The sequence below is a fragment of the Achromobacter sp. 1L-A-4-B-C2 genome, from assembly GCF_057291955.1.
Genome location: NZ_JBXAWP010000004.1, coordinates 189,919 through 210,451, shown reverse-complemented (window position 1 = coordinate 210,451; position 20,533 = coordinate 189,919). Strand labels below are relative to the sequence as shown.

General features: G+C 66.1%; 15 protein-coding genes. 9 read left to right on the top strand and 6 right to left on the bottom strand.

Features of this window, described 5'->3' with window-relative positions:
- Positions 1-10 precede the first annotated feature (10 nt).
- The 3 genes from AC0Z35_RS19625 to AC0Z35_RS19615 are packed head-to-tail and all read left to right on the top strand — an operon-like array spanning position 11 to position 7,730.
- On the top strand, positions 11-3,109 hold the full coding sequence (locus tag AC0Z35_RS19625; protein ID WP_046807383.1) for an MdtB/MuxB family multidrug efflux RND transporter permease subunit: 3,099 nt from the start codon (positions 11-13) through the stop codon (positions 3,107-3,109).
- On the top strand, positions 3,106-6,219 hold the full coding sequence (locus tag AC0Z35_RS19620) for a multidrug efflux RND transporter permease subunit (RefSeq protein WP_046807384.1): 3,114 nt from the start codon (positions 3,106-3,108) through the stop codon (positions 6,217-6,219). The genes AC0Z35_RS19625 and AC0Z35_RS19620 overlap by 4 nt, the downstream gene beginning before the upstream one ends.
- Positions 6,216-7,730 carry an efflux transporter outer membrane subunit gene (locus AC0Z35_RS19615; RefSeq protein WP_120153679.1) on the top strand — a complete coding sequence of 505 codons (1,515 nt, stop codon included), beginning with the start codon at positions 6,216-6,218 and terminating at the stop codon, positions 7,728-7,730. Before AC0Z35_RS19620 ends, AC0Z35_RS19615 begins: the two co-directional genes overlap by 4 nt.
- A 12-nt stretch (positions 7,731-7,742) precedes the next feature.
- On the opposite strand, the gene AC0Z35_RS19610 is transcribed toward AC0Z35_RS19615, so the two are convergent.
- The 6 genes from AC0Z35_RS19610 to AC0Z35_RS19585 all read right to left on the bottom strand — a co-directional run bounded on the left by AC0Z35_RS19610 (position 7,743) and on the right by AC0Z35_RS19585 (position 13,346).
- Positions 7,743-8,408: a TetR/AcrR family transcriptional regulator gene (locus AC0Z35_RS19610; RefSeq protein ID WP_120153681.1), complete on the bottom strand. Its 666-nt coding sequence runs from the start codon at positions 8,406-8,408 to the stop codon at positions 7,743-7,745.
- A gap of 141 nt (positions 8,409-8,549) precedes the next feature.
- Complete coding sequence (locus AC0Z35_RS19605; RefSeq protein ID WP_219991637.1) at positions 8,550-9,512, bottom strand: Nudix family hydrolase; 963 nt, start codon at positions 9,510-9,512, stop codon at positions 8,550-8,552.
- Positions 9,505-10,371: an ATP-binding protein gene (locus tag AC0Z35_RS19600; RefSeq protein ID WP_485132544.1), complete on the bottom strand. Its 867-nt coding sequence runs from the start codon at positions 10,369-10,371 to the stop codon at positions 9,505-9,507. Before AC0Z35_RS19600 ends, AC0Z35_RS19605 begins: the two co-directional genes overlap by 8 nt.
- Before the next feature lie 6 nt (positions 10,372-10,377).
- The gene (gene argJ, locus AC0Z35_RS19595) at positions 10,378-11,604 is read right to left on the bottom strand and encodes a bifunctional glutamate N-acetyltransferase/amino-acid acetyltransferase ArgJ (RefSeq protein ID WP_046807388.1); all 1,227 of its coding nucleotides are present in this window, start codon (positions 11,602-11,604) and stop codon (positions 10,378-10,380) included.
- A gap of 145 nt (positions 11,605-11,749) precedes the next feature.
- Positions 11,750-12,790 carry a hypothetical protein gene (locus AC0Z35_RS19590; protein WP_046807389.1) on the bottom strand — a complete coding sequence of 347 codons (1,041 nt, stop codon included), beginning with the start codon at positions 12,788-12,790 and terminating at the stop codon, positions 11,750-11,752.
- Between the two features lie 61 nt (positions 12,791-12,851).
- Complete coding sequence (locus AC0Z35_RS19585) at positions 12,852-13,346, bottom strand: MarR family winged helix-turn-helix transcriptional regulator (RefSeq protein ID WP_046807390.1); 495 nt, start codon at positions 13,344-13,346, stop codon at positions 12,852-12,854.
- Positions 13,347-13,614: 268 nt separating this feature from the next.
- Between AC0Z35_RS19585 and AC0Z35_RS19580 the strand changes: the two genes are divergently transcribed.
- From AC0Z35_RS19580 to siaA, 6 genes are all read left to right on the top strand, one after another.
- On the top strand, positions 13,615-14,778 hold the full coding sequence (locus AC0Z35_RS19580; protein ID WP_046807391.1) for an ABC transporter substrate-binding protein: 1,164 nt from the start codon (positions 13,615-13,617) through the stop codon (positions 14,776-14,778).
- A gap of 131 nt (positions 14,779-14,909) precedes the next feature.
- A complete protein-coding gene (locus AC0Z35_RS19575) occupies positions 14,910-15,830 on the top strand; it encodes a branched-chain amino acid ABC transporter permease (RefSeq protein WP_046807392.1) in 921 nt (306 codons plus the stop codon).
- Complete coding sequence (locus AC0Z35_RS19570; protein ID WP_104144764.1) at positions 15,830-16,795, top strand: branched-chain amino acid ABC transporter permease; 966 nt, start codon at positions 15,830-15,832, stop codon at positions 16,793-16,795. The genes AC0Z35_RS19575 and AC0Z35_RS19570 overlap by 1 nt, the downstream gene beginning before the upstream one ends.
- Positions 16,792-17,583, top strand: coding sequence for an ABC transporter ATP-binding protein (locus AC0Z35_RS19565; protein WP_485132543.1), 792 nt, complete (start codon positions 16,792-16,794; stop codon positions 17,581-17,583). The genes AC0Z35_RS19570 and AC0Z35_RS19565 overlap by 4 nt, the downstream gene beginning before the upstream one ends.
- On the top strand, positions 17,583-18,287 hold the full coding sequence (locus tag AC0Z35_RS19560) for an ABC transporter ATP-binding protein (protein ID WP_046807400.1): 705 nt from the start codon (positions 17,583-17,585) through the stop codon (positions 18,285-18,287). Before AC0Z35_RS19565 ends, AC0Z35_RS19560 begins: the two co-directional genes overlap by 1 nt.
- Positions 18,288-18,539: 252 nt before the next feature.
- Positions 18,540-20,528, top strand: coding sequence for a biofilm regulation protein phosphatase SiaA (gene siaA, locus AC0Z35_RS19555; RefSeq protein WP_205571601.1), 1,989 nt, complete (start codon positions 18,540-18,542; stop codon positions 20,526-20,528).
- Positions 20,529-20,533 lie beyond the last annotated feature (5 nt).

Genomic DNA, 20,533 nt, shown 5'->3' with positions numbered 1-20,533 from the left:
CGAGCGCATCGTGAGTCCGTCGCGTCTGTTCATCCTGCGCCCCGTCGCCACCACGCTGGCGATGGTGGCCATCCTGATTGCCGGCTTCATCGCCTACCGCATGTTGCCCGTGTCGGCGCTGCCCGAGGTGGACTACCCGACGATCCAGGTGGTGACGCTGTACCCCGGGGCCAGCCCCGACGTGATGACCTCGCTGGTCACGTCCCCGCTGGAACGGCAGTTTGGGCAGATGCCGGGCTTGAACCAGATGTCGTCCACCAGTTCGGGCGGCGCGTCGGTCATCACCATGCAGTTCAACCTGACGTTGCCACTGGACGTGGCCGAGCAGCAGGTGCAGGCCGCCATCAACGCGGCATCCAACCTGCTGCCCAGCGACCTGCCGGTGCCGCCCACGTACAACAAGGTCAACCCCGCCGATGCCGCGGTGCTGACGCTGGCGATCACATCGCCCACCATGCCCTTGCCGCAGGTGCGCGACCTGGTCGACACGCGGGTGGCGCAGAAGCTGTCGCAGATCCCCGGCGTGGGCCTGGTCAGCGTGGCGGGCGGGCAGCGCCCGGCCGTGCGCGTGCAGGTCAACCCGCAGGCGCTGGCCGCCAACGGCCTGGCCATGTCCGACCTGCGCACCGCCATCGTGGGCGCCAACGTCAATCAGCCCAAGGGCAACCTGGACGGCCCGCTGCGTTCCACCACCATCAACGCCAATGACCAGCTGAAGTCGCCCACCGACTACAACGACCTGATCATCGCCTACAAGAACAACGCGCCGCTGCGCCTGTCCGACGTGGCGCGCGCGGTCGAAGGCGCCGAAGACACGCGCCAGGCCGCATGGGCCGGCGACAAGCCCGCCATCCTGTTGAACATCCAGCGCCAGCCCGGCGCCAATGTGATCGACGTGGTCAACCGCATTCAGACGCTGTTGCCGCAGCTGCGCGCCGCGCTGCCGGCCACGCTGGATGTCACCGTGGTGTCCGACCGCACGCAGACCATCCGCGATTCCGTCGAAGACGTGAAGTTTGAAATGCTGCTGGCCGTGGGGCTGGTGGTGATGGTGACCTTCGTGTTCCTGCGCAGCCTGACCGCCACGCTGATCCCCAGCGTCGTGGTGCCGCTGTCGCTGGTGGGCACGTTCGGCATCATGTATCTGGCCGGGTTCTCCATCAACAACCTGACGCTGATGGCGCTGACGATCGCCACCGGCTTCGTGGTGGACGACGCCATCGTCATGATCGAGAACATCGCGCGCCACATCGAAGAAGGCGAAACGCCGATGCAGGCGGCGCTCAAGGGTGCCTCGCAGATCGGCTTCACGCTGATCTCGCTGACGTTCTCGCTGATCGCCGTGCTGATTCCGCTGTTGTTCATGACCGAAGTCGTGGGCCGGCTGTTCCGCGAATTCGCCATCACGCTGGCGGTGTCCATCCTGATTTCACTGGTGGTGTCGCTGACTCTGACGCCGATGATGTGCGCACGCCTGCTGCGCGCGGAATCGGAACAGAAGCACGGGCGTTTTCACACCGCCACCGGCAACTTCATTGATCGCGTCATCGCCGGCTATGACCGGATGCTGCAAGTGGTGCTGCGCCATCAGCCGCTGACCTTGCTGGTGGCGCTGGGCACGTTCGCGCTGACCGTGGTGCTGTACATGGTGGTGCCCAAGGGCTTTTTCCCGCAGCAGGACACCGGGTTGATCCAGGCCATCACGCAGGCGCCGCAATCCATTTCGTTCCCGGCCATGGCCGAACGCCAGCAGGCCGCCGCGCGGCTGGTGCTGCAAGATCCGGACGTGCAGGCCGTGTCCTCGTTCATCGGTGTCGACGGCAGCAACGCCACGCTTAGCGCCGGCCGCATGCAGATTTCCCTAAAGCCGCAAGCCGAGCGCAGCGGCGATTTGCGCACGGTGATGGCGCGCTTGCAGGAATCGCTGGGCAAGCAGGACGGCCTGACCGTCTACATGCAGCCCGTGCAGGACCTGACCATCGAAGACCGCGTCAGCCGCACGCAATATCAGATGACGCTGTCCAACCCCGACCTGAAGGTGCTGAGCGAATGGACGCCCAAGCTGGTGGACCGGCTGCGCCAGGTGCCGGGCCTGAAGGACGTAACGGATGACTTGCAGGACGACGGCTTGCAGACCTGGGTCGAGATCGACCGCGATGCGGCCTCGCGCCTGGGCATTACCGCCGCCGTCATCGACGAAGCGCTGTACGACGCCTTCGGCCAGCGCCTGATCTCCACGATCTTCACGCAATCGAACCAGTACCGCGTGGTGCTGGAAGTGCAGCCACAGTTCCAGATGAACCCGTCCGCGCTGGGGCAGATCCATGTGCCCACGGCCGCGGGCACGCAGGTGCCGCTGTCGTCCGTGGCGCACATCACCGAAGGGCGTACGGTGCTTGCCGTGAACCGGCTGGACCAGTTCCCGATGGTCACGGTGTCGTTCAACCTGGCGCCGGGCGCGTCCTTGTCCAACGCGGTCGAAGCCATCACCGCCGCCGAAGCCGAGATCGGCATGCCCGCCGGGGTCGAGACCCGCTTCCAGGGCGCCGCGCTGGCGTTCCAGAATTCGCTGACCAGCACGTTGTGGCTGATCCTGGCCGCCGTCGTCACCATGTACATCGTGCTGGGCGTGCTGTACGAAAGCTACATCCACCCCATCACCATCCTGTCGACCCTGCCGTCCGCCGGCGTGGGCGCCTTGCTGGCGCTGTTGATCAGCGGCACCGAGCTGGACATGATCGGCATCATTGGCATCATCCTGCTCATCGGCATCGTGAAAAAGAACGCCATCATGATGATCGACTTCGCGCTGGACGCCGAGCGTAAGCGCGGCCTGAGCCCGCGCGCCGCCATCCATGAAGCCGCGCTGCTGCGCTTCCGGCCCATCTTGATGACCACGCTTGCCGCCCTGTTCGGCGCCTTGCCGCTGATGCTGTCTTCGGGCACCGGCGCTGAATTGCGCCAGCCGCTGGGCCTGGTGATGGTGGGCGGCCTGCTGCTCAGCCAGGTGCTGACGCTGTTCACCACGCCCGTCATCTACCTGATGTTCGACCGCCTGTCGCGCCGCTGGCGTGGCGTGCGCGCGCCCGCCGCCGGGGACGCGTCATGATCATGTCGGCGCCCTTCATCGTCCGGCCGGTAGCGACCACGCTGCTTAGCGTGGCGGTTGTGATGGCGGGGCTGCTGGCGTTTTTCCTGTTGCCGGTGGCGCCCTTGCCGCAGGTGGATATCCCCACGATTTCGGTGTCGGCCAGCCTGCCCGGCGCCAGCCCCGAGACCATGGCATCCAGCGTGGCCACGCCGCTTGAGCGGTCGCTGGGCAGCATCGCGGGCGTGACTGAAATGACGTCCAGCAGCTCGCAGGGGTCTACCCGCGTGACGCTGCAATTTGATTTGTCGCGCGATATCAACGGCGCGGCGCGCGACGTGCAGGCCGCCATCAACGCGGCGCGTTCGTTGCTGCCTTCCGGCTTGCGCAGCAATCCCACGTATCACAAGTCCAACCCGTCGGACGCGCCCATCATGACCTTGGCGCTGACGTCCGACACGCTGGGCCAGGGCCAGCTGTACGACATCGCCTCCACCATCGTGGCGCAGAAGCTGGCGCAGGTGGACGGCGTGGGCGAAGTCACCGTGGGCGGCAGTTCGCTGCCGGCCGTGCGCGTCACGGTGCTGCCCGGCGCGCTGGCCAATCGCGGCGTGTCGCTGGACCAGCTGCGCAGCACGCTGGCCAACGCCAACTCGAACCGCCCCAAGGGCGTGCTGGAAAACGACCGCTACCACTGGCAGATCATGGTCAGCGACCAGCTCAGCCGCGCCGAGCAATATCGGCCGCTGATCGTGGCCTGGAAAGACGGCGCGCCGGTGCGCGTGTCGGATGTGGCCAAGGTCGAGGATTCCGTCGAAGACCTGTATCAGACCGGCTTCTACAACGACCGAAAGGCCATCCTGATGATCGTGCGTCGGCAGGCCGACGCCAACATCATCGAAGCCGTGAACGCCGTGCGCGCGCAGCTGCCCGTGTTGCAGGCGCTGATGCCGGCCGACGTGAACATGACGGTCGCGCAAGACCGCACGCCCAGCATCCGCGCATCGCTGCACGAAGCCGAACTCACCCTGATCATCGCCGTGGGCTTGGTGGTGCTGGTGGTGCTGCTGTTCCTGCGCCGCTGGCGCGCGGCCATCATCCCCAGCGTGGCCGTGCCGGTATCGCTGATCGGCACGTTCTGCATCATGTATATGTGCGGCTTCACGCTGAACACCATTTCGCTGATGGCGCTGATCGTGGCTACCGGCTTTGTGGTGGACGACGCCATCGTGGTGCTGGAAAACATCATGCGGCATGTCGAGAACGGCATGTCGCCCATGCGCGCGGCGCTGCGCGGGTCGCGCGAAGTGGGCTTCACGGTGCTGTCCATGAGCCTGTCGCTGGTGGCGGTGTTCATCCCCATCCTGCTGATGGGCGGCGTGGTGGGGCGGCTGTTCCGCGAATTCGCCGTCACGCTGTCGGCCGCCATCATGGTGTCGCTGGTGGTGTCGTTGACGTTGACGCCCATGATGTGCGCGCGGCTGTTGCGTCCCGAGCCCAAGGACGCCAAGCCGCCCGGACGGCTCGCGCGCTGGTCCGAACGCGGCTTTGAAGCCATGCTGGACGGCTATCGCCGCAGCCTGCGCTGGGCGCTGGCGCATGGGCGCCTGATGATGCTGACGCTGGCCGTGGCCGTGGGCCTGAACGTGTACCTGTACATGGCGGTGCCCAAGGGCTTTTTCCCACAGCAGGATACGGGCCAGCTGCTGGGCTTTTTCCGGGTCGACCAGGGCACCTCGTTCCAGGCCACCGTTCCCAAGCTGGACGCGCTGCGCAAGGTGGTGCTGGCGGACCCGGCGGTGCAAAGCATGACGGGGTACGCGGGCGGGCGCGGCGGCAGCAACAGCAGCTTCATGCAGATCCAGCTCAAGCCGCTGGAAGAGCGCAAGGTGTCGGCCGATGTGGTCATCAACCGGCTGCGCGGCAAACTGCAAAACATGCCGGGCGCGCGCATGTTCCTGGTGTCGCAGCAGGACATCCGCATCGGTGGGCGTCAGAGCCAGGGCTCGTACGACTACACGCTGATGTCGGGCGACCTGCAATTGCTGCGCACCTGGATGCCCAAGGTGCAGCAGGCGATGGCGAAGATTCCTGAAATCACCGACGTGGATACCGACGTCGAGGACAAGGGCCGCCAGATCAACCTGGTGATCGACCGCGAGGCCGCAACGCGGCTGGGCGTCAGCATGTCCACGATATCCACGGTGCTGAACAATTCGTTCAGCCAGCGGCAGGTGTCGGTGATGTACGGGCCGCTGAACCAGTACCACGTGGTGCTGGGGCTGGAGCCCAGGTTTGCCGAAGACATTGAATCGCTCAAGCAGGTGGAAGTCATCACGTCGACCGGCGCGCGCGTGCCGCTGCTGGCGTTTGCAAGCCTGGAAAACGGCAACGCGCCACTCAGCGTGCAGCACCAGGGTTTGTTCGTGGCGGACACGGTGTCGTTCAGCCTGGCGCCCGGCGTGTCGCTGGGCCAGGCCACCGCCGCCATCGATGCGGCCGTGGCGCGCATCGGCTTGCCGTCGGACCAGATCCAGGCGGGCTTCCAGGGCACCGCCGCCGCTTTGCAGCAAACGCTGGCGCAGCAGCCGTGGCTGATCCTGGCGGCGCTGGTCACGATGTATATCGTGCTGGGCATTTTGTACGAGAGCTTCGTGCATCCGCTGACGATCCTGTCCACCTTGCCGTCCGCCGGGCTGGGCGCGCTGCTGGCGCTGCTGCTGGTGCGGCAGGACTTCACGCTGATTGCGCTGATCGGCGTGTTCCTGTTGATCGGCATCGTGAAAAAGAACGCCATCATGATGGTGGACTTTGCGCTGGAAGCGCAGCGCGTGCAGGGCATGGCGCCGCGTGAAGCGATCTTCCAGGCGTGCGTGACGCGCTTTCGCCCCATCATGATGACGACCATGGCCGCCATCTTCGGCGCGCTGCCGCTGGTGCTGGCAACCGGCGCGGGCGTCGAGATGCGCCAGCCGCTGGGCATCACCATCGTGGGCGGCCTGGTCCTCAGCCAGATCCTGACGCTGTACACCACCCCCGTGGTCTATCTTTACCTGGACCGTTTTCGCCTGTGGGCATCGCGCTGGCGCGCCCGGCGAAATGACGCCCCTGCTTCCATAGAACCTACATGATCCGACCCAAGCCGTTTGCCGCATCCTTCCTACCCCGCAGCGCCGTCACGCTGGCGCTGTGCGCGCTGCTTGGCGCGTGCGCGGTCGGCCCTGATTACCAACGCCCCGCGCTGGATGTGGGCGCGTCCTACAAGGAAGGGCAGGGGCAAGAGCAGGTAGACGGCTGGAAGCGGGCGGAACCGCGTGACGTGGCCGACCGTGGCAAGTGGTGGCAGGTGTATGGCGACGACACGTTGAATTCGCTGGTCGAGCGCTTGAACACGTCGAACCAGACCATTGCCCAGGCCGAGGCCAACTACCGTCAGGCGCTGGGCCTGGTGCGCGCCGCGCGCGCGGGCTTCTATCCCACCGTGGGCGCCAGCGCCGGCATGTCGCGCGCGGGCGTCGGCACGGGCTCGTCATCGTCGTCAGGCAATGGCAGCAATGTGTCGAACCAGTATTCCGTGACGGGTAGCGTCAGCTGGGAACTGGACGTGTGGGGACGCGTGCGCCGCAGCACGGAATCGTCCGAGGCCAGCGCGGCGGCCAGCCTGGCCGACTTGGCCGCCACGCGCCTGAGCGCGCAGGCGGCGCTGGTGCAGACCTATCTGCAACTGCGCGTGCTGGACGAACAGAAACGTTTGCTGGACGCTACCGTGGCGGCGTATGAAAAGTCGCTGCAACTGACGCAAAACCGCTATGAAGTGGGCGTGGCGGGGCAGGCCGACATCGCCGTGGCGCGCACGCAGGTGGAAAGCACGCGCGCCCAGTCGATTGACCTGGACTGGCAGCGCGGCCAGTACGAGCACGCCATCGCCGTGTTGATGGGGCAGGCCCCGTCGCAGTTCAGCCTGCCGCCGGCGGTATTTGCCTTGCAGCTGCCGCAGATTCCGGTGGGGCTGCCGTCCGAACTGCTTGAGCGGCGGCCGGACATCGCCGCCGCAGAACGTCGCGCGGCCGCGGCCAATGCGCAGATCGGCGTGGCCGAGGCCGCGTGGTTCCCCTCGCTGATCCTGTCGGCCGACGGCGGCTTTCGCAACGGCCAGTTCGCCGACCTGCTGACGGCGCCCGCGCGCTTCTGGTCGTTGGGCCCGGCGTTGGCGCTGACCCTGTTCGATGGCGGCGCGCGCGCCGCACAAGTCGAACAGGCGCGCGCCGCCTACGACTCGCAAGCGGCGGCCTATCGCCAAGCGGCGTTGGTGGGCCTGCGCGAAGTTGAGGACTATCTGATCCAGCTGCGCGTCATGGAAAACGAACAGACCGTGCAACGCCGCGCGCTGGAGTCCGCGCGCGAGTCGTTGCGCCTGATCCAGAACCAGTACAAGGCCGGCCTGGTGGACTATCTGAGCGTGGCGGTAGTGGACGCCACCGCGCTTAACAGCGAGCGCAATGCGCTAAGCCTGCTGGGCACGCGCCTGGTGGCCAGCGTGAATTTGATTGTGGCGTTGGGTGGGGGGTGGGATGGCCTGCCAGCGGTGCAGCAGGCCGACGCGGCGCCAGCGCCCGCTTCGACGACGGCCCCCGTGAACTGAGCGCGCAGCCGTTCACACGACGGGTTCGCCGGACGCCGCGCTGCTTTGGCGGCGCGCTTCCAATGTCGATAACGCTTCGGCATTGAGCTCATCCGGAAAGCTGTGCGCGACCAGGTATTCCAGCGCTTTGTCGATGCGCGCCCAGCCTTCAGGCTCATGCAGCGGCAAGCCTAAAAAGTGCGTGGCGGTTTTGGCGCGCAATGTCAGGTAGACCGCCCCGGCCAGTATCACGCCCGCTACGGCGGGCACGTCTACGTCAGGCGCAAGTTCGTCAACGCGCTCGATGAATCCGCGCGCGGCATTTTCGCGGCGTTCGGCAAGCGTTGCGGTGACGTCGTTCTGTTCGATCAGCTCCCAGCGCCGCACCTCGCGCAAGGTTTCATTGCCTGATAGCGTTTCAATCTGCGCGCGCAGCATCGTCAGAATCAGATCGGCCGGCGTGCGCTGGCTGGATTCCTCCGTGGTCAACAAGCCGGGGTTGCGTGTCCAGAAATCTTGTTCTTTCATCCACGCCAGCAGCAGGCCCGACATGCCGTCAAAGTAGCGGTAGATGAGTTCTTTGCTGACGCCTGCGCGCTTGGCGATGGCGTTGATGCCGACTCCGCCCATGCCTGTTTCCAGGATCTGGGCTTCAAGGGCTTGGAGTATTTGGCGCTCGGTATTCGCACGGCGGGACATGACAGGTTCCTTCATGACGAGAGAGCTGTCGTGGCCCGCCACGCGGGGCACCCGGCTATCAGGACCGGAGCGGCGCCGGACGAGCCGGCGGCGGGGCCGATAAGACTTACATCTTGCCAGACTTCCGGCCCCGCAGGGTAGTTAGATCACGCCACGTATACCCGCGATGCCGTGCGCACCATGACGTAGTGCGTGCGACACGGTGGCGGTGGACTGGCCGCCCAGCGCGAATACGGGTATGCCCGCGTCGCGATTACCCGCCACAAAGCCTTCCCAGCCGAGCGTCGCGGCGCCAGGGTGGCTGGGCGTGTCCAGCACGGGACCCAGCACGGCAAAGTCGGCGCCGAGTTCACGGGCGTGGACGACTTGCGCGTTGTCGTGCGCGGACACGCCAACCAGCGCGCCGGCCGGCAATTCGGGCCGTGCGTGCAAGCGGGCGGCATCCGCAGTGCGCAGGTGTACGCCGTCGGCTTCTTTCCACCATGCGGCGGGGTGCGCGCTGTTGACCAGCACACGCGCGCCGGCGGCGCGGCAGCGCTTGATCACTTGCTGAAAAACTTCATGCAGCGATGCCGCACCGGCGCCATCGGGCCATTGCGGTTCACGCAGTTGCACGAGCTTCACGCCACGCGCAAGCGCTGCGTCCAGCCGGCCCAGGAACGCGGCCACGCCCGCACGCGAGCCGATCGAGCTGATGCCATAAGTGGTGGGCAGTTGCAGCCAGCGCAGCGGCGGCAGCGTGGCGGGCAGCAAGTCGCCGACCGATGCCGCGTTGGCGGGGTTGACCCATTCCAGGCGCTGGTTTTCCAGTCCTTGCGGTTCGCCTTCCCACGCCGTGACATGGCAGAACGCCAGGCGCACCGTGGTGTGGGGATAGACATGCACATAGGTCACCCACGGGCGCGACTGCGTCACGCGGATGCCCAGCTCTTCCTGCAATTCGCGGGCCAGCGCTTGCAGCACCGTTTCGCCAGGTTCCAGCTTGCCGCCCGGCAGCTCCCACCAGCCCGACCAGGGCTTGCCCTCGGGCCGCTGGCCCAAGAGCAGCATGCCGTCGGGACGCAGGATCAGGCCCGCTGCAACGTCAACGATCTTTTCAGACATGGCGGGCCGCCCAATCGCGCGCGAACTGATAGGCCACGCGGCCCGAACGCGATCCGCGTTCAATCGTCCATTGCAGCGCCTCGGTGCGCGAGGGCTCGATGTGCGCCTCCGGGCAGCCCAGCTCGCGCAGCCAGTGGTAGACGATGTCCAGGTAGTCATCCTGCTTGAACGGATAGAACGACAGCCACAGGCCAAAGCGTTCCGACAGCGAGATCTTTTCCTCGACGGTTTCGCCGGGGTGGATTTCGCCATCGGGCTGATACTTGGCCTGAAGGTTCTCGCTCATGTATTCGGGCATCAGATGACGCCGGTTGGACGTGGCGTAGATCAGCACGTTGTCGCCCGAGGCCGACACCGAGCCGTCCAGCACCGACTTCAACGCCTTGTAGCCGGGCTCGCCTTCTTCAAACGACAGGTCGTCGCAGAAGACGATGAAGCGTTCGGGGCGCGGCGCGACCAGTTCGACGATGTCGGCCAGGTCGCCCAGGTCGGACTTGTCCACTTCGATCAGGCGCAGGCCCTGGTCGCCGTACGCCGCCAGCATCGCCTTGACCAGCGAGCTCTTGCCGGTGCCGCGCGCGCCGGTCATCAGCACGTTATTGGCCGGCTTGTTCGCCAGAAACTGCTGCGTGTTGCGGTCGATGGTGGCCTTCTGGCGCTCGATGTGCTGAAGGTCCTGCATGTCGATGCGCGCCACGTGGCGCACCGCATCGAGCCAACCGCGCGAGCCGCGCTTGCGCCAACGGAACGCGTGCGCGCTCCAGTCGATCTCGGGCGTGGCCGGCGGCAGAAAGGCCTCAAGCTGCGCCAACACGCGCTCGGCGCGCTGGATAAGGGTGGTGAACTCGCTAGCGCTCATGGCCGATCACGAACGGTAGTCGGCGTTGATGGACACGTATTCGTGCGAGAAGTCGCAGGTGTAGACGGTGTCAGACACCTGGCCCCGACCCAGCGCGATGCGCACCAGGATTTCGGCCTGCTTCATCACGCGCTGGCCATCGGCTTCCTGGTAGTCGGGGTTGCGGCCGCCGTTCTTGGCCACCAGCACATCGTCCAGCCACAGGCGGATGTTTGACACGTCCAGGTCGTCGATACCGGCGTAGCCCACGGCCGCCAGGATGCGGCCCAGGTTGGGGTCCGACGCGAAGAACGCGGTCTTGACCAGCGGCGAATGCGCCACGGCGTAAGCCACCTTCAGCGCTTCTTCGGTGGTGCCGGCCTCTTCGACGCGGATGGTCATGAACTTGGTGGCGCCTTCGGCGTCACGCACGATCTTGGTGGCCAGCTCCAGCGCGGCGGCGGTCAGCGCGTCGCGCACGGCGGCGTAGGCGGCGTCTGATTCGCTGTTGACGTTCACGCCCGATTTGCCGGTGGCGGCGATGATGAAGGAATCGTTGGTGGACGTGTCGCCGTCAACCGTGATGCGGTTGAACGACGCGTCGGCGATTTCACCGGCCAGCTTGCGCAACAGCGGCTGGGCAATGCCGGCATCGGTGGCCAGGAAGCTGAGCATGGTCGCCATGTTGGGGCGGATCATGCCGGCGCCCTTGCTGATGCCGGTGAAGGTGACGGTCTTGCCGTCGATCAGCACCTTGGCCGACGAGATCTTGGGCAGCGTGTCGGTCGTCATGATGCCGTGCGCGGCGCTGGACCAATGGTCGGCGCCCAGGTTGGCGATGGCGCCCGGCAGGCCGGCGACCAGGCGGTCCAGCGGCAGGGGCTCAAGGATGACGCCGGTGGAGAACGGCAGGACTTCGGCGGCGGGCACGCCCAGCAGCTTGCCCAGCGCTTCGCAGGTGTCCTGCGCTTTCTTCAAGCCTTCTTCGCCCGTGCCGGCGTTGGCGTTGCCGGTGTTGATGACCAGCGCGCTGATGGGGCCGCCGGCGGCCAGGTGGGCCTGGCAGACCTGCACCGGGGCGGCGCAGAAGCGGTTGCGCGTGAACACGCCCGCCACGCTGGTGCCTTCGGCCAGGCGGAACACGGTCAGGTCACGTCGGTTGGCTTTGCGGATGCCGGCCTCGGTGACGCCGATTTCAACACCGGCTACAGGAAAAATTTCGGACTCGGAGGGGATCTGCAAATTAACGGCCATGACTTCGTCTCTTGAGTAGGCAGGACAAAATCGCCGCCGGTAAGGCGGCGCGCGGGGGAAAGCTTCGTATTATCCCACCGGTTTGCGGCAGGGGTTTGTCAGGCGGCGGCTGGTGGGGCAGGGTGGCCCCTGGCGGGCAAGGCGGTCAGGGGGCCATCCGCATGGCCGCCACGTCCAGCACGCCGGCCTGGCGGTTGGTCAGCACGCTGCGCACCGTGCCGTCGGGCGCTTGCAGCACCGAGTTGCCGGCGTCGACGTCTTCACCCCCATTGCGGCGCGCCGAGCGCCCGCGCGACGGCGAAAACAACAGGTCGCCTGCTTGCGCGCCGGGCAGGCGCGGGTTGGCGGCCAGCACGCGGGTGCCGGGCGGGTAGGTCATGGCGCCCAGCGTCGTCTCGCGCGCCAGCAGGCCTTCAAAATCCAGCAGGCGGCGCTGGCTGTCCAGCCGCATGTCCACCTTCAGCAAGGGCAGTTGGCGCAACGTCACCGCGTCGCTGCCCTCGGTACGCAGCAACCAGCGCGGCGTGCTGGCGCCCGCGTCGGGCGGCGTGCCGCGCGCGGCCTCGTCCACTTTCAACCAGGCGCCCGGCGGCACCGGCTGCTGGTCCAGGGTATTGCCCACCGCCAGATGGCAGCTGGCAAAGCGCGGCTGGCCGCCTTGCAACACGAATTCCAGCCGATGTCCGTGCGCGCACAGCCAGCCTTCCTGGGCCTGGTCGCGGGCAATTTCCACGGACAGGGTTTCGGGTTGCTTGGGCGTGGCGGCGTAGCGGAACAGGCGGGTGGCGGACACGCCCAGGATGGCGGCGGGTTGCGCGTCGGGGAAAACGGCGCGGTCGAACGAGGCCAGTTCCCCCGGCCGGGTCAGGCTGAGCACGGTGCCGGCGGGCATGTCCACGCCGGACAGGCGCGTGGCGTGGGCCAGCGTGGTCTTGCGGCCGGCGTCGGCCTCGGCGTCGCGGTGGGCGGCAAACCACAGGCTGAACTGCTGATAAGGAAAGATGGCGCCGACCAGCGCAAGAATGGTCATCAGCGTCGTGCCGATGCGCCGGTGGTCGCCCAGCCACAGCCGCGCGCTGGGCGTGGTCGCCAGCACGGCCAGCCAGGTCAGCAAGGTCGCCAGGCAGGCCAGCGACGCTGCCATCAGCACATAGAAATTACCGCCAGGAAGGGAAACCGGAATCATGGCGGCAATTATGCGCCAAACCGGGGTCGGTTTTCAGCGCTGGCGGGGGCAAAGCGCGGGCTTATGGCTTGGCCGATTCCGAGCGGGTGGCCACTACTTGCAGCTTCAGTTCGCCCAGCGCCTGGAACAGCGCGTTGCGGGTGGACTCGGGCAGGTCGCCAAACATGGACTTGACCCAGGTTTCATGGGCGCGCGCCATGCGGGCAAAGCTTTTCTTGCCCTGCGGCGTGAGCTTGATGAGCGAACTGCGGCGGTCGGACTCGACCTTGGTGCGCACCACCAGCCCTTCCTTTTCAAGCTGGTCGGTAATGCCGGTGATATTGCCGTTGGTGACCATCATGTGCCGCGAGAGCTCGCCCATCTTCATGCCCTTGGGCGCGCGTTGCAATTGCGCCATCAGGTCGAAGCGGGGCAGGGTGGTGTCGAACTCGTTACGCAGGCGGCTGCGGATCTCGCTTTCGACGAGATTGGCGCAGGTGAGCATGCGCAGCCAGAGGCGCAACGCATGGTGGTCGTCGGGCGCGGCGCGGGATTCGAGATCAGGAGCGTCAGTCATCGGCGTTTTCTTGAGGTTCGGCAAGATGTCGGGTACTGTCGCGCGTGCGCCGTACCCAGCGTGTCGTCGAAGTGGTCATCGTTGATGGGGGGCTGGTAAACCCGCGGTAGAAACCCCGCTGGTAAAAACCCTAGTCTTGTTTTGAAGAATACTTTAAACCTAAACTATGAACCGCGCCAGCTTTCCCTATGCCGCGCGCAGAAGTCATTCGAATCGCACCCTCAATAAGAACACCCTCTGCGCGGGCTCGCGCACGGAGCACACCACCATGCGTTTGATCACTTCCCTTATCGCCGCCGCCGCGCTGGTTCCGGCCGTGGCCATGGCCGACGCCGTCAAGGTCGGCATCGCCAACGATATCTCCGGCCCGTTCTCGGCGCTGGGCGCCGAAGCGCGCGATGGCTTCAACCTGGCCATCAAGCAACTGGGCAGCAAGCTGGGCGGCCAGCCCGCCGAATTCGTGCAGACCGACATGGGCGGCAACCCTGACCAGGCCCGCCAATTGGTCACGCGTTATATCCAGCGCGAAAAAATCGATTTCTTCACCGGCCCGATCGGCTCGAACGTGGCGCTGGCCGTCGGCCCCGCCCTGTTCGCCGCCAAGGTGCCGTACCTGTCGAACAACCCGGGCCCCAGCCAGTTCGCCGGTGCCCAGTGCAATAACTACTGGTTCGGCACGTCGTACCAGAACGACGCCTTCCACGAAGCCGCCGGCAAGGTCGCCGCCGACCGTGGCTTCAAGAAAATGTTCATCATGGCCCCCGACTATCCGGCGGGCAAGGACGCGTTGACGGGCTTCAAGCGCGGCTACAAGACCGCCCCGGGCGACGAGGTCTACACCAAGCTGGGCCAGATCGACTACGCCGCCGAGATCGCGCAGATTCGCGCCGCCAAACCGGACGCCGTCTACATCTTCCTGCCGGGCGGCATGGGCATCAACTTCGTCAAGCAGTTCGTGTCGGCCGGCCTGTCGCAAAGCGTCAAGCTGATCGGCCCGGGCTTCTCGGCTGACGAAGACGTGATCCAGGCCGTGGGCGAACCCATGCTGGGCATGTACAACACCGCCCAGTGGGCGCATGACCTGGACGTGCCGCAGAACAAGGTGTTCGTGGACGCCTTCCGCAAGGAATACAACGGCCGTTACCCGTCGGTTTACGCCGCCCAGGCGTACGACGTGATCATGGCCATGGACGCCGCCGTCAAGCAGGCCGGCGGCAAGGCCTCGGATCGCGCGGCCGTCATCGCCGCCCTGGAAAAGGCCGACTACCCGTCGGTGCGCGGCAGCTTCACCTACGGCAAGAACCACTATCCGATCCAGGCCTATTACCTGCGCGTCGTCGACAAGGACGGCAGCGGCCGCATCACCAACAAGCTGGTCGGCAAGGTGTTCGACAAGTACCAGGACGTCTACGTCGGCGAGTGCAAGCTCTGAGGTAAGACGCCCAAGCGCGCGTCAGCCGTGGTTTCCGGCCCAGCCGGACGCGGCCGGCGCGCGCCGCCGTCCCATGTAGGTTTGAATCGCACGCGCACCGCCATCCAGGCGCGCGGCAGGGGGAAGTGTTCATGACGTTTACGCTGATCGTCGAGCAATTGCTGAACGGTCTGCAGTTTGGGTTGATGTTGTTTTTGATCGCGGCCGGGCTGACCCTGGTTTTCGGCATCATGGACATCATGAATCTGGCTCACGGCTCGCTCTACATGGCCGGCGCCTATGTCGCCGCCGAAACCATGCAGCGCACAGGTTCATTTACCGCCGCCGTCCTGGTGGCGGCCGTCGCCACCGGCCTGGTCGGCGTGGTGCTGGAACTGACGCTTATCCGCCGCCTTGCGCTGCGCGACCATCTGGCCCAGGTGCTGGGCACCTACGCCGTCATCCTTATCGCCAATGACCTGGTCAAGATGATCTGGGGGCCGGCGCCCGTCATGCTGAACATGCCGGCTGTGTTGTCAGGTCCGGTGCGGCTGCTGCCCGACCTGCTGTACCCGGCCTATCGGCTGATGATCATCGTGTTCGGCGTGGCCGCCGCCGCAGGGCTGTACTGGTTCGTGACGCGCACCCGCGCCGGCGTGCTGGTGCGGGCCGGCGCGTCCAATCGCCAGATGGCCACGCTGATGGGCGTGCGCGTGCCCTTGCTGTTCCTGGGCGTGTTCGTGCTGGGCGCCATGCTGGCCGCCGTGGCCGGCGCGTTGCTGGGGCCGATCACGTCGGTGCAGGTCGGCATGGGCGAAGAAATCCTGATCCTGGTGCTGGTGTGCATCGTCATCGGCGGCATCGGATCGATTCGTGGCGCGTTTGTCGGCGCCTTGCTGGTGGGCATGGTCGACACGGCGGGGCGTGCCTTCCTGCCCATGTTGCTGCGCCAGGTCTTTTCGCCCGCTGTCGCGTCCAGTGTCGGTCCGACGCTGGCCGCCATCGCCATCTACGTATTGATGGCGGCCGTGCTGGTGTTCCGGCCCTCGGGCCTCTTTCCGGCGCGGGGTTGATGATGAAAAGCACAATCTGGACGGTGGTCCTGTTGTTGGCGCTGGCGGCATTCCCGCTGATCGCGCCCGCGCTGGGCCTGGACTTCTACATTTCATTCGTGCGCCGCGTGCTGATCTACGCCCTGGCCGCGACCAGCCTGAACCTGATCCTGGGTTACGGCGGCATGGTGGCGCTGGGCCACGCGGCCTTCTTTGGCGCGGGCGCCTACGCCGTGGGCATCCTGGCGATGTCGGGCATCACATCGGCGTTTATCGTCTGGCCGGTGGCGATGCTGCTGGCGGCCGTGCTGGCCGCGATCACGGGGGCGATCTCGCTGCGCACGCGTGGCGTCTACTTCATCATGATCACGCTGGCGTTCGCGCAGATGCTGTTCTACATCTTCATTTCGCTGCGCCAGTACGGCGGGGAAGACGGGCTGAACCTGCCCGGCTATTCCACCTTGCCGGGCATCGACCTGGCCAATGACGTCAGCTTCTATTACCTGGTGCTGGTGCTGTTTGCGCTGCTGATGTGGGTGTTCAGCCGCGTGGTGTCGTCGCGCTTTGGCACCGCCTTGCAGGGCATTCGCGAAAACGAATCGCGCATGGAGTCCATGGGCTATCCCGTCTACCGCATCAAGCTGGTGGCGTTCACGCTCAGCGGCGCGGCGGCGGGCCTGGCGGGCGCGCTGCTGGCCAATCACAACCTGTTCATTTCCCCCAGCCTGATGCATTGGACGCAGTCGGCCAACCTGCTGATCATGGTGCTGGTGGGCGGCATCGGGCTGCGTTGGGGCGGTGTGGCCGGCGCGGTCGTGATGCTGACGCTGGAAGAAGTGCTGCGCTTGTGGACGGAATACTGGCACCTGCCGCTGGGCGTGTTGCTGCTGTGCGTGGTGTTCGGCGCGCCGCGCGGTCTGGTGGGCCTGTTCGGCCCGATGTTCGGCGGACGCGCCGCTGCCCAATCCGGCAAGGTGGGATCATGAGCCTGTCATCCGTTGCCCAGGCCACCTCGGCAAATACGCCCGCCTTGCAAGCCACCGGCCTGGTGCGCCGCTTTGGTGCGCTGGTGGCCACCGACAATGTGTCGCTGTCCTTGAATCCGGGTGAGATCCACGCCTTGATCGGTCCCAACGGCGCCGGCAAGTCCACGTTGATCCATCTGTTGTCCGGCACCTTGGCGGCCGACTCCGGCACGCTGACGGTCGGCGGACGCGACGTGACCGGCCTGAACGCGCACCAGCGGGTGGCGGCCGGTTTGTCCCGGTCGTACCAGATCACCAATATCTTCAAGCAGTCCAACGTGTTGGACAACCTGGTCCTGGCGGTGCAGGCGCACGCGGGCAGCAGCTTCCGGTTCTGGAAGCCGCGCGCCGCCGAGGCCGCGCTGTACGAACAGGCGCGCGAGCTGGCGCGTGAATGCGCCATCGATGCCAGTCTGCTGGACCGCCCGGCCGGCACCCTGCCGCACGGCGAGCAGCGCAAGGTGGAATTCGCGCTGGCGCTGGCCGCGCGTCCCAGTGTGCTGTTGCTGGACGAGCCCATGGCCGGCATGGGGCCGGACGAAACCGTCCGCCTGACCGAGCTGATCGAAAGCCTGCGCGGCCGGGCCGCCATGCTGCTGGTCGAACACGACATGCAGGCGGTGTTCCGCCTGGCCGACCGCTTGTCGGTGCTGGTGTATGGCCGCGTCATCGCCACCGGCACCCCCGACGACATCCGCGCCAATCCCGAAGTGCGCCAAGCCTACCTGGGCGACGAGGAGACCGCATGATGCTGACCATTGAATCGGCCAAGAGCGGCTACGGCGCCAGCCAGGTGCTGTTCGGCGTGGACCTGCAAATTGGCGCGGGGCAGGTGGTGACGCTGCTGGGCCGCAACGGCATGGGCAAGACCACGCTGCTGCGCACCCTGTTCGGCCAGTTGCCGCTGCGCGGCGGCAAGATTCACTTTGCGGGCCAGGACATCAGCGGCTGGAGCACGGACCGTATCGCGCGGGCCGGCGTGGCCATCGTGCCGGAAGGTCGCCAGTGCTTTCCGAACCTGAGCGTGCGCGAACACCTGACCGCTTTCGTGGCGGGCCGCAACCCCGACATTACCGACCCGTGGACGCCCGACCGCGTCTTCGACCTGTTCCCCCGCCTGCGCGAACGCGCCCGCAACATGGGCAACCAGTTGTCGGGCGGCGAGCAGCAGATGCTGGCTATCGGCCGGGCACTAGTGACCAATCCGCGCCTCTTGATCCTGGACGAAGCCACCGAAGGGCTGGCCCCCAAGATCCGCGAAGAGATCTGGCATTGCCTGGCGCGTCTGCGCGAAGCCGGGCAGACCATCCTGGTCATCGATAAATATGTCGAAAGGTTGCTCAGCCTGGCGGATCAGCACGTCATCCTGGAACGCGGCAAAGTGGTCTGGACGGGCGACTCGCCCGCGCTGGACGCGGACCGTGGCCTATGGGAACGCTATCTGGGCGTGTAGTAATAAAGCTGCACAGGGGCGGGTGAGCGGAAAAATAATAAGAAAAAAGTAGGAAATAAAACGCAATAAACCGCCATTTTCATTGCTGCGTTGAAACACAAGGTGTCTGGCTCGAATCCAGACGTTTGCAGCTGTTTCAAAAGCCCCCGCTGTTCTCTACACTTGTCGCGCCTGTCCCCATCGCGTGTGCTTGCCGACTGGGTACGCACGTGACGCACGTTATGTCTTATCAAGTTGTCAGGAAGACTTCGCATGGCGAAATGGGGTTTGCGCAAAAAATCATTGATGGCGCTGTTGCTGGCGTGCGTGGTCGCCTTGGCGCCTGCCGCCGTCATCGGTTGGTTGGTGCTGGACGGCGTCCGGGACCACTTCGGACGCGCCTTCGCCGATAACTTCACGCAGCTGAACCGGCAACGCATCCTGGCGCCGGTGTCGCGCGAACTGGCCTTGTCGTTGCGGCTGGCCGACAGCGAAGTCACTCGCCGCTGGCTGCGCAACGAAAACGATCCCGCCGCCCGCGAGCTGTTCTTTCGCGAGGCCGACGGCTATCGGCGCGACTTGCTTGGGCGCGCCTACTTTATCGCCAGCGCCGCCTCCGGCAACTACTACTTCAACGACGACCAGCCGCTGTCCGAGGCGCCGCGCTATACGCTCAGCCCCTCGGCAGCGGACGACGGCTGGTTCTACGCCACGCTGAAGTCGCCGGCCAAGTACAACATCAACGTCAACCCAGACCTGAAGCTCAAGACCACCAAGGTCTGGATCAACGCGCAGGTGCGCGACGGCGACAAGGTGGTGGGGCTGACCGGTGCGGGGCTGGATGTGGGCGGCTTCCTGCGCGAATTCGTCAACAGCGGCCAACCTGGCGTTACGCCGATCATCGTTGACGAAGACGGCGCCATCCAGGCGCACATGGACCCCACGCTGATCGCCTATAACTCGGGCGCGGGCGGCGGCGCGGCGGACCGCGGGCGGGTGTTCAGCCTGCTGGACGCGGGGCCGGGCCGGGAAGAGTTGCGCGCGGCCATGCATGCCGCGCAGGCGGACCCGCAATCGGTGCAGACGGCCTGGGTCGTCATGGATGGCGCGCGCCAGCTGGTGTCGGTGGCGTATATGCCCGAACTGCACTGGCACGTGCTCACCCTGGTGGACCTGGGCGCCGCGCGCGTGCTGGACACCGACTGGCTGTGGCCGGCCGCCATCGGCCTGGTGGTGCTGTTCGCCGCCATGCTGCTGTGCTTTGGCTACGCCATTGAACGCCTGATGCTGCGCCCCTTGCGCCGCTTGCAGCAATCGGCACGCGCCATCGCCGACGGCAGTTACGACGTGCGCCTGCCGCCGGGCGGCCAGGACGAAATCGGCGACCTCAGCCGCGCGTTCGGCGTCATGGCCGACAAGGTCCGCCAGCACACGGCCGAACTGGAAAGCAAGGTGCGCGAGCGCACCTCTGCCCTGGAAGACGCCAACCGCGCCATGGCGGCCGCGCACAAGAAGATCGGCGATTCCATCGACTACGCCAGCCTGATCCAGCGCGCTATCCTGCCCGACCGCCAGATGACGCAATCGCTGGGCGCGCACCACTTCGTGCTGTGGAAGCCGCGCGATGTGGTCGGCGGCGACTTCTACGTTTTCCGTTCCGATGGCGCCAACTGCCTGTTGGGCATCATGGATTGCGCGGGCCACGGCGTGCCGGGCGCGCTGATGACGATGCTGGCGCGCGCCGCGATCGATCTGGCGATTACCGAGGTCGGCCCCAGCGACCCGGCCGGGGTGCTAACCCGCACCGACGGCGCCATCCGCGCGATGCTTGCGGATGCGCAATTGCCGCGCGCGCTGGCCACGAATACCGATGCGGGCCTGGTATATATTGACCGCCAATCCGCGCGCCTGCGCTATGCCGGCGCGAAGATCAGCCTGTACGCCAGCGATGGCGAGACCCTGCGCGAAATCCAGGGCGGCAAGCGCGCGCTGGGCGACAAGCGGGTGGGCGTCTATGAAAACATCGACGTGCCGCTGCAATCCGGCTGGACGTATTACCTGGCCACCGACGGCTTCCTGGACCAGGCCGGCGGCGAGCACGGATTCGGTTTCGGCAACACGCGTTTTGCGGAAATGCTCAAGAGACACGCGCGGCAGCCGTTAACCGAGCAAGCAGCCGCGTTTTCGCAGGCGCTGGCGCAGTACCAGGGTGGCCGTCCCCAGCGTGACGACATCACCCTGCTGTCTTTCCGTTTCGAATAAACGTT